Annotated in this window: 10 protein-coding genes; 4 read left to right on the plus strand and 6 right to left on the minus strand. The window is 69.4% G+C overall.

The genetic code is table 11. The annotated features are described in order from the left end of the window. From VG296_RS12735 to VG296_RS12750, 4 genes are all read right to left on the minus strand, one after another. Nucleotides 1-711 (minus strand): hypothetical protein (locus VG296_RS12735; RefSeq protein WP_325565884.1); only part of this gene is annotated, 711 nt, incomplete at its 3' end. Next, a complete protein-coding gene (locus VG296_RS12740) occupies nucleotides 711-1,613 on the minus strand; it encodes an NAD(P)-dependent oxidoreductase (protein ID WP_325565885.1) in 903 nt (300 codons plus the stop codon). The genes VG296_RS12740 and VG296_RS12735, both read right to left, overlap by 1 nt. Before the next feature lie 11 nt (nucleotides 1,614-1,624). After that, nucleotides 1,625-2,584, minus strand: a complete 960-nt coding sequence (locus VG296_RS12745; RefSeq protein ID WP_325565886.1) for an aldo/keto reductase — start codon at nucleotides 2,582-2,584, stop codon at nucleotides 1,625-1,627. 112 nt (nucleotides 2,585-2,696) lie between these two features. Further along, complete coding sequence (locus tag VG296_RS12750; RefSeq protein WP_325565887.1) at nucleotides 2,697-4,160, minus strand: catalase; 1,464 nt, start codon at nucleotides 4,158-4,160, stop codon at nucleotides 2,697-2,699. A gap of 289 nt (nucleotides 4,161-4,449) precedes the next feature. Between VG296_RS12750 and VG296_RS12755 the strand changes: the two genes are divergently transcribed. Beyond that, nucleotides 4,450-5,112, plus strand: coding sequence for an MIP/aquaporin family protein (locus tag VG296_RS12755; RefSeq protein WP_349259543.1), 663 nt, complete (start codon nucleotides 4,450-4,452; stop codon nucleotides 5,110-5,112). Nucleotides 5,113-5,182: 70 nt separating this feature from the next. On the opposite strand, the gene VG296_RS12760 is transcribed toward VG296_RS12755, so the two are convergent. Further along, complete coding sequence (locus VG296_RS12760; RefSeq protein ID WP_325565889.1) at nucleotides 5,183-5,548, minus strand: response regulator transcription factor; 366 nt, start codon at nucleotides 5,546-5,548, stop codon at nucleotides 5,183-5,185. A gap of 158 nt (nucleotides 5,549-5,706) precedes the next feature. On the opposite strand from VG296_RS12760, the gene VG296_RS12765 reads away from it, so the two are divergent. After that, entirely contained in the window at nucleotides 5,707-6,417 is a 711-nt protein-coding gene (locus VG296_RS12765; protein ID WP_325565890.1) for a response regulator transcription factor, read from the plus strand. Here the strand turns inward: VG296_RS12765 and fdhD are convergent. Then, a complete protein-coding gene (fdhD, locus tag VG296_RS12770; RefSeq protein WP_325565891.1) occupies nucleotides 6,395-7,252 on the minus strand; it encodes a formate dehydrogenase accessory sulfurtransferase FdhD in 858 nt (285 codons plus the stop codon). The genes VG296_RS12765 and fdhD overlap by 23 nt on opposite strands. A 263-nt stretch (nucleotides 7,253-7,515) precedes the next feature. On the opposite strand from fdhD, the gene VG296_RS12775 reads away from it, so the two are divergent. Both VG296_RS12775 and VG296_RS12780 read left to right on the plus strand, forming a co-directional pair. Next, a complete protein-coding gene (locus VG296_RS12775; protein WP_325565892.1) occupies nucleotides 7,516-8,244 on the plus strand; it encodes a VIT1/CCC1 transporter family protein in 729 nt (242 codons plus the stop codon). Between the two features lie 3 nt (nucleotides 8,245-8,247). Further along, nucleotides 8,248-9,117 (plus strand): NAD(P)-dependent oxidoreductase, encoded by an 870-nt coding sequence (locus VG296_RS12780; RefSeq protein ID WP_325565893.1) that lies wholly within the window; start codon nucleotides 8,248-8,250, stop codon nucleotides 9,115-9,117. Nucleotides 9,118-9,271: the final 154 nt, after the last annotated feature.

The raw sequence follows: 9,271 nt of genomic DNA on the forward strand, positions 1-9,271 counted from the left end.
TGAGGTGAATGCGGCCACCGTGATCACCTGCAGCGCGAGGATCCCCCAGCTCTCCAGGACAGGCAGGGGGAGACGGTGCAGCAACGGTCCCGCGAGCAGCGCGAGCGCAAGCGACGCCACCAGGGCGAACGCCAGCAGGAATGCGGTCCAGCCCACCAGCGGGAGGCCGGGGGCGTTCGTGCGGACCTGGAACACGGTCAGGAAGCCGAGGATCGTCGCGGCGATGACGAGATAGAAGACGTCGAGCCCCACCGGGTCGGACGGCGGGAGCGGGTGGGTGTCGATGACGCGGATCCGCGGGTCCCCATCGGCGGCGCTGGAGAGCACGCGCGCAACGGAGGCACCGGACGCCCCGGCCACGTACAGGTCCGGGGTCGGCGACCTGGCGTCGAGAACGGCGTAGACCTGTTGGCGTGCCATGGCGCCGAGTGCGGACTCGAGGGACGGGTAAGTGCGGAAGTCGACGCCGCCGCCGGTCACCTGCTCAATCCGGGTGACGGCCTCGATCCGCACGCGGGCGTCTCCGACGGTCGCGGCGGAGATCCGGTGGGGCACGGGATCGCCGAGCGCGAGCATGTACGCGGCCATGAAGAGCGAGCCGATCGCGATCGCCAGCGCGGAGACGATCGCAGCGCGGATGTGCGCGGGCCGACGCGGCCGGGCCGCGCCGGGGGACCCGGCCAGCGGTCCGGCCACGTCGACGGCGCTCATCAGGCTCTTGCGTTGGAGACGGTCACCTCGGACGTGGCGGTCCGGCCGAGCACCTCGAACAGGGCGGCGATGTCGCGTCGCCCGTAGCCGAGCGCCGCGGCCCAGGAGAGCAGGTCCGCCGTGGTGGTGGCGCCGGGCAGTGGGACCGCGAGTTCGCGGCCGGCCGTCAGCGCGAGGCCGAGGTCCTTGGCCAGCAAGGAGACGTCGAACCACGCCTCGTCGGGGAGGTCGAGGACCAACGGCGCCCGGGCCCGCATCATCGGGGAGCCGATGGCGCTGTCCGTCATCACCTCCACGGCGAGCTTGCGGTCGATCCCGCCGCGCTCGGCCAGCAGCAGGCCCTCGCTGAAGGCGAGCATCTGCGCGCCCAGGTTGAGGTTGACGGCCAGCTTGAGCAGCAGTCCCTGGCCGTTCGGGCCGATGTGGGTGACCGTCCGGCCGAGCACGCGCAGCAGCGGCTCCGCGGTACGGAAGGTCGCCTCCTCGCCGCCGACCATGATCACGAGGGTTCCGTCCTCGGCCGCGGGGACGCTGCCGGAGACCGGCGCGTCGAGCATCTGGGCGCCGATCGCCCGCACCCGGCCGGCGACCTGGCGGCTGGTGCTGGGGGCGATCGTGCTCATGTCGATGTAGACGTCTCCCCGACCGAGGCCGGCCAGGATCCCGTCCGGTCCGGAGGTGATCGCCTCGACGGCGGCGTCGTCGCTGACCGAGCTGAGAGTCATGTCCGCCGCGGCGGCGACCTCGCGAGGCGTCGCGCACCAGACCAGGCCGCCGGAGACGAGCGTCGCGGCTTTGTCCTGCGTGCGGGAGGTTCCGTACACCTGGTGGCCGGCCTCGAGCAGACGGCCCGCCATGCGGCTGCCCATCGCGCCCAGCCCGACGAATCCGACGGTTGTCATCAGGGTCTCCTTCAGGTCTCGTCGTGCAGCAGGTTGGCTTCGCCGTCGCTGAGCTCGAGCCCGGCCGCGGCGAGGATGGGATCGACCTGGTCCGGGCGCCGGAAGCCGACGATCGCGCCGTCGACCGCCGGGTTGCGCAGGGTCCACGCGACGGCAACCGCACCCGGCGTGGTGCCGTGGCGGTCGGCGACGGCCCGCAGCCGGTCGACCAGGGCGAGGGTCCGGCTCAGCCGCGGCTCCTGGAAGCGCTCGTCGTGCCTGCGCCAGTCGTCGTCCGGCAGCTCCTGGATCCGCTTGCGGGTCATCGATCCGGTGAGGATGCCCGAGCCCATCGGGGAGTAGACGATCACGCCGATCCCCTCGCGCTCGGCGGTCGGCAGGAGCTCCTGCTCGGCCTCACGCTCGACCAGTGAGTACTGCGGTTGGAGGGTCTCCACCGGGGCGATCGAGGAGATGCGGCGCAGCTGCTCGGCGTCGAAGTTGGAGACGCCGATGTGGCGCACCAGGCCCTGTTCCTTCAGCTCGGCCAGCGCCGACCAGCCCTCCTCGATGTCGGCCGGGGGGATCGGCCAGTGGATCTGGTACAGGTCGATGGCGTCGATGCCGAGCCGGTCGAGGCTGGCTTCGGCCTCGCGCAGTATCGAGTCGCGCCGCAGGCTGTGCACCACCCGTCGGTCGGGGCCCTCGAGCAGTGACGCCTTCGTGAACACGTACGGCCGCTGCGCCAGCCCCTCGAGCGCGCGACCGACGACGCGCTCGGAGTGCCCGAACCCGTATGCGGCGGCGGTGTCGATCCAGTTGATGCCCTGTTCGAGTGCGTGGTGGATCGTGGCGATCGACTGCTCGTCCTCCTGCGGTCCCCAGCCGAATTCCCAGCCGCCGCCGCCGATGGCCCAGGCGCCGAGTCCGACGCGGGTGATCTCGAGGCCCGTGGCCCCCAGCTGGGTCGTCCGGAGCTGTGTGTGCTGCATTCCTGCTCTCCCTCGTGTTAGTTCGGTTGGATACGCATCCCGGCGCCCCCCTCCGGCGTCGGGCCCGTACTGACGCAGCGTCAGAATCGATCTCGCGAGTCCGCCGATGCGCTCAGGTAGAGCCTGCGCGGACGCCCTTCTCCACCCGGTCGCCCAGGTCGTGGTCCACGTTGCGCCAGTAATCGAAAGCGCGCTCCAGAACGGGCTCGGTGACCCCGGCGAGGAGGTGGCCGACGATGTTGTCGACCAGCCGCGCACGTTGTGCGTCGTCGAACACCTCGCGGACCAATGTCCCGGCCTGTCCCCAGTCGTCGTCCGCGGCGCGGAGGGTGTACGCGGCGCGCACCATGTCCCCGTCGGTGTACCAGCCCGCGGGCTCGCCGTAGCGGGCGGTGTCGGCCTGCGGGCCGCCCTTGGAGTTCGGTGCGTACACGGGGTCGGAGACGTTGTGGTAGCGCATCGCGCCGTCCTTGCTGTAGCTGTGCACTGCGGACTTCGGCGCGTTCACCGGCAGCTGGTTGTAGTTGACGCCGATGCGGGCGCGGTGGGCGTCCGGGTAGGAGAACATCCGGCCCAGCAGCATCTTGTCCGGGCTCGGGCCGATGCCCGGCACCATGTTGCTTGGTTCGAAGGCCGCCTGCTCGATCTCGGTGTGGTTGTCGGTCGGGTTGCGGTCCAGGGTCATCCGACCGATTTCGGTGAGCGGGTAGTCGCCGTGCGGCCAGACCTTGGTCAGGTCGAAGGGGTTGTACCGGTAGGTCTTGGCGTCCTCGAACGGCATGATCTGCACCTTGAGCGTCCACTCCGGGTGGTCGCCGCGCTGGATCGCGTTGAACAGGTCCCGGGTGTGGAAGTCCCCGTCCGAGCCGGCCAGCGCGTCGGCCTCGGCCTGGGTGAGGAACTCGACGCCCTGGTGGCTGATGAAGTGGTACTTGACCCAGAACCGCTCGCCTGCGGCGTTGATCCACATGTACGTGTGGCTGGAGTACCCGTTCATGTGACGCCACGTCAGGGGGATCCCGCGGTCGCCCATCAAGTAGGTGACCTGGTGCGCGGACTCCGGTGAGAGCGTCCAGAAGTCCCACTGCATGTCGTGGTCGCGCAGGTTGTTGTCGGCGCGGCGCTTCTGCGAGCGGATGAAGTGCTGGAACTTCAGCGGGTCGCGGATGAAGAAGACCGGGGTGTTGTTGCCGACCATGTCGTAGTTGCCCTCGGACGTGTAGAACTTGAGCGCGAACCCGCGCGGGTCGCGCCACGTGTCGGGGGAGCCGCGCTCCCCGGCCACCGTGGAGAACCTGGCCAACAGGTCGGTCGCGGTGCCAGGCTGGAACACTGCGGCTTTGGTCCAGGCGCTGACGTCGTTGGTCACCTCGAACCGGCCGAAGGCCCCACTGCCCTTGGCATGCGGCTGGCGCTCCGGCGTGCGCTCCCGGTTCCACTGCGCCATCTGCTCGATCAGGTAATGGTCCTGCAGGAGTATCGGGCCGTCGGGCCCAACGGTGAGCGAATGGTCGTCACTCTCGACCGGAATGCCGGCGTCCGTCGTGGTCGGCGGCGTGGGCTGTGTCGGGGTCATGGCGGATCCCTCCGTGGTCTGCGATACCGAGGTCAGCTGCGTCCACCGTCCTCTTCGGGGACCGGGCACGTCTTCGCGGCTGGCGCCCAGCCCCGTTACCGGCCAGCGGGAATCTGCTCTGTCCAGCCCGTGGGGGCCGTAGATGGGCGTTGGCCCTGACGACGTGTCCGCGCAGAAATACGACGCTCAAAGCTCCCGGGCAATGACCCGGGGGTTACCTAGAAGGAGACACACAATGACCAGCACGCTGGAAGATATCGACACACCGCACAGCCTTGCCCCGGAATGGATGCGCGCTCGGCCCGCAGTCCGCGCGTCGGCTGGGCGAAAGTACGCCGCCGAGCTGATTGGGACGTTCTTCCTCGTCTTCACGGCCGGCATCTCCGTGATCACTCACAACGCGCTCGCACCGTTGGGCATCGGCGCAGTGCTGGTGGCCATGATCTACGCCGGTGGGCACATCTCCGGCGGCCACTACAACCCGGCCGTCACCATGGCGGTGCTGGTGCGGGGCCGGATCGGGGCGCTCGACGCCGTTGCCTACTGGGTCGCACAGCTCGTGGGCGGACTGCTCGCCGCGGCGGCCGTCGCGGGCGAGGCCCGCCGCGCGCTGACCGCGGCCCCGTCCCTGTCCGGTCACGCGATGACTACCGCGGCAGTCGCGGAACTTCTGTTCACCTTCGCCCTGTGTTACGTGGTGCTCAACGTCGCCACGAGCAGGGACCACCCGGCCAACTCCTTCTACGGCGTGGCGGTCGGCTTCACGGTGGCCGCGGGGGTCATCGCGGTCGGCGGCGTCTCCGGCGGCGTGTTCAACCCGGCCATCACCCTCGCCACCACGGTGTTGGGCCTGTTCACGTGGTCGACGTTGTGGGTGTACGTCGTGGTGCAACTCGTCGCCGGCGCCGCCGCCGGGTCTGTCTTCCTGGCCCTCAACCCCGAGGACAAGTGACCCTCCCTCAGAAGACCGCGACGAGGACCTCCGCGCACTGCCGTCAGGCGGTACGGGAGGTCCTCGGCCGTCAGCCCTGGCGTTCGAGAAGATCGAGGATCGCCCTGGCGGACAATGCCGACTTGGGCACGAACCCCAGAGCAGGGCTCCCTGCGATCAGGTCCCGATAATCCTGCTCCGCATGGGTCGAGATCAGGATCACCCTCAGTGCCCCCGGGGTGCCCTGCCGGTGCAGTTGCCTGGCGATCTCGAAGCCACTCTCGGCGCCCAACTCGATGTCCACCAGGGCGATGTCGGGCCGCAGTTCCTCGACCCGCTTCAGTGCCTGCGCACCGGTCGAGGCCACGCCGACGACGCAGATGCCCTCGATCTCCAGAAGTTCGCGCGCGGCATCCAGGAACCGGGAACTGTCGTCGACGATGAGGCAGCGGAGCATGGTTTCAGGATCGCAGCACCGACGGGGCCGTGCATGCCCGCTAGCAGGAATTCTCACGTTCCGGACAAGGCGTGGGCCCAACCGAATTCCACGTGATCCCCGGCACCGTCGCTCCCCCAGATGTCCGCGTAGCCCAGCGCTGGTTGATAATGCGCGCCATGACTACGGAGCCGACGTCGCTCGGCGGCAGACGAGCCGAGCAGCACCACCAGGTCACGACCGCTCGGCGGGTGATCCTGGCCGACGACGACGTCCTGCTCAGGGAGGGATTGGCCAGTCTGCTCGAGCGCTCGGGGTTCGACGTGGTCGGGCAGGCCGGCGACGGAGCGCAGCTCCTGACCTTGGCCCGCGCCCAAGCGCCCGACCTTGTCGTGGCCGACATCCGGATGCCTCCGACTCATACGGTCGAAGGACTTGAGGCAGCGCGGGTGATCCGGGAGGAACTTCCCGATACGTCGTTGCTCGTCCTGTCGGCGCACGTCGAGGTCGAGCAGGCGATGGAACTGCTGGCCGGCGGCAGGGGAATCGGCTATCTGCTCAAGAGTCGCGTGGTTGACGTGGACGACTTCATCGACACCCTCGAGCGGGTCGCGAACGGCGGTTCGGTCGTGGACCCGGCCCTGGTGCAGGAGTTGGTGGCCGCGCGTCGTCGTGACGATCCGCTCGCGGTGCTGAGCGCGCGTGAGGCGGAGGTCTTGGGGCTGATGGCGGAAGGCCGCTCCAACGCGGGCATTGCTCGTCAGCTGTGGATCACGGAGGGAACCGTCGAGAAGCACGTTCGCAGCGTCCTCGCCAAGCTCAGCCTGCCCGAGACCGACAACGACCACCGCCGTGTCCTGGCGGTGCTCACGTTCCTCGAGTCCCGCTGACCGCAAGCCGACTGCGATCGGGCACCCGCTCCGGGCGCGAGTAAAGATTGAATCCGCCGCCCCGCACGAAACCGGCAAGGGTGAGGCCGGCCTCCTCGGCCAGGTCGGCGGCGAGGCTGGACGGTGCCGACACCGCGGACAGGACCGGGATGCCGGCGACCGCGGCCTTCTGAACCAGCTCGAATGAGGCCCGGCCGCTGACCTGCAGCACGTGGCCCCGCAGTGGGAGAAGTCCTTCGCGCAACGCCCAGCCGATCACCTTGTCCACCGCGTTGTGCCGCCCGACGTCCTCGCGAATGCACAGCAGGCCCCCGTCGGCGGTGAACAGGCCGGCGGCGTGCAGGCCGCCGGTGCGCTCGAATACCACCTGCGCGCTGCGGAGCCGGTCGGGCAGTGCGGCGAGCACCGCACCGTCGATCTCCAGGCGGTCGGCTGCCACGTCGTAGGGCGACGCAACCCGCACGGACTCCAGGGACGCGGTGCCACAGATGCCGCAGGCGCTGCTCGCGAAAGTGGTGCGCGGCGCGCGGCCGATCCCGAGGTGGTCGGCGAGGATCACCTCGATGACGTTGTAGGTCTGGCGGCCATGGTCGTCCAGCCCGGGGCAGTAGGACATCGAAGTGAGCTCGCGCGTTCCGCGCACCAGACCCTCGCCCACCAGCCACCCGGCGACCAGGTCGAAGTCGGCTCCCGGCGTGCGCATGGTGACGTTCATGACCTCGCCGGCGGAGCGAATCTCGAGCGGCTCCTCCACCGCGAGCGTGTCGAGGAGCGTGCTGCGCGCGCCGTCGCCCCGCGCCTGCACGACCTTCCGCCGGGACGTGATCCTGCCCATCGAATCTCCTAGGTGCGGCTCGCGGCGGCCACCGCGTGATTCAGGGTCGGATGTTCATCGGGACTGCGTCATCGCGGGCAGCGGCCGTTCCGGCCGTCCGTCAGCCGGTACCTGCGCCTGCCTGGTGGCGGGCATACCGGCTCCCCACCCGCCGGAACGGGAAACGACTGCTGGCCGGGACGACAAGGGCGAGTGGCTCCACGAGTCTGATAAGCCCCAGGGGCTTCGTGGCCGGCCGGGAATCTACATCAGGGAGGCGATCGATGAGCACCAGCATGGCTGCCGCATCGGTACTCGACGGGGCAGCGCTCGCCGTCCGGAAGCCGAAGGCCAACTGGCTTCGCGACGTCATTCTCGGCGGGCAGGACGGGCTGGTGAACATCCTCGGCATCGTCCTGGGCGTCATCGCCAGTGGCGGCACACGCGGCGTGCTGCTCGGCGCCGGCTTCGCCGCGGCAATAACCGAGTCGATTTCGATGGGTGCCGTGGGATACACCTCGACCATTGCTGACCGCGACTACTACCGCGCGGTCCGCCGACGCGAGCTCGCCGCGATCCAAGCCGCGCCGCAGGCAGCTCGCGAGGAGATCCGCCGCACCTATGCGGGGAAAGGTTTCTCCGGCGAACTGCTCGATCGAATCGTCGCCACGCTCACCGCGCGGCCGGATCGCTGGCTGACCACCGTCACCGATGACGTGCTGCATCTGCAGCCGGTCGAGTCCAGTGACGCAGTGCGTAGTGCGGTGGTGATCACGGCGGCGACGTTGGTCGGACATCTGATTCCGCTGCTGCCGTTCCTTTGGCTGACGCGCGCCTCGGCCCTGGCTGTGGCCATCGCGCTCAGCGCATTGGTCCTGTTCGGCGTGGGTGTCTACTCGGCCCGCTCGCTGGTCGGGGACTGGCGGCGCAGCGGTCTGAAGATGCTCGTGATCGGGCTCGGTGCGGCAGGGATCGGCTTCGCCATCGGTTCGGTCTTCCACTCGACCCACTGACGAGTGGATCCGCTCGTCCACAGCCAAGGAGTTCTGATGAAGGTTGCCATTCTCGGCACCGGACACATGGGCACGGCCATGGCGTTGCGCCTGATCGAGACCGGTCACCAGGTGACGGTGTGGAACCGCCGCCGGGACCGCCTCGCCCCGCTGGGTCAGGCCGGCGCGGAAATCGCGGGAGATCTGGCGGATGCGGTCGTCGATGCCGAGGTGGTCATCACGATGCTCGCCGACGGCAGTGCCGTGCGGTCGGTGACCACCTGGCTGCTCTCGGCCATGGGCCCCGACGCGGTTTGGGTACAGGCCTCGACGGTCGGTGCCGCATGGGCCGACCGACTGCACAGGCTCGCGGTCGAGCACGGTCGCACCATGCTGGACGCACCCGTGTCCGGCAGCACCGGTCCGGCGCACAACGGCACCCTCACGTGGTTGGTCGCCGGGCCGCAGCAGGCCGTGGACGCCGCCGGGCCGGTGCTCGACGCTCTCGGAACGCGCATTCTGATCGTCGGCCCAGGCCAGGAGGCCAGCCGGCTCAAGCTGATCGTCAATACCTGGATGACCGCGGCCACCGTCGCGATGGCCGACGCCCTGAACGCCAGTGACCGGCTCGGTGTCCCACGCGAGTCGTTCCTGGATGTCCTGAGCGACGGCCCGCTGGGCATGCCGTACGCGCTGGCCAAGGCAGAGCTGATGACGGCCGGTGACTACACCCCGGGATTCCCGATCGAACTTGCGCTGAAGGACATCCGCCTGATCGAGGACGCCCAGAACCAGGTCTCGCCGCTGGTGCGTGAGCTCGACCGACGCCTGACCAGCGCAGTCATCGCCGGCCACATGCACGAGGACCTGGCCGCAGTCGCGGCCGTCGACTGAGCTCGAGAAAGGGACAGGGCGGAAATGGACGCGACCAGCACCTACCTCGCCGATGCCGGACGGTACGGGAAGATGCGCTCCGGCGAGCCGATCCCAGCGGCGTCGAACTCCTTTCGCTGGGGTTCTGGCAGAACTTCGGCGGCGACCGCCGGCT

The organism is Actinospica sp., from assembly GCF_035552695.1.
Taxonomy (GTDB): Bacteria; Actinomycetota; Actinomycetes; order Streptomycetales; family Catenulisporaceae; genus Actinospica.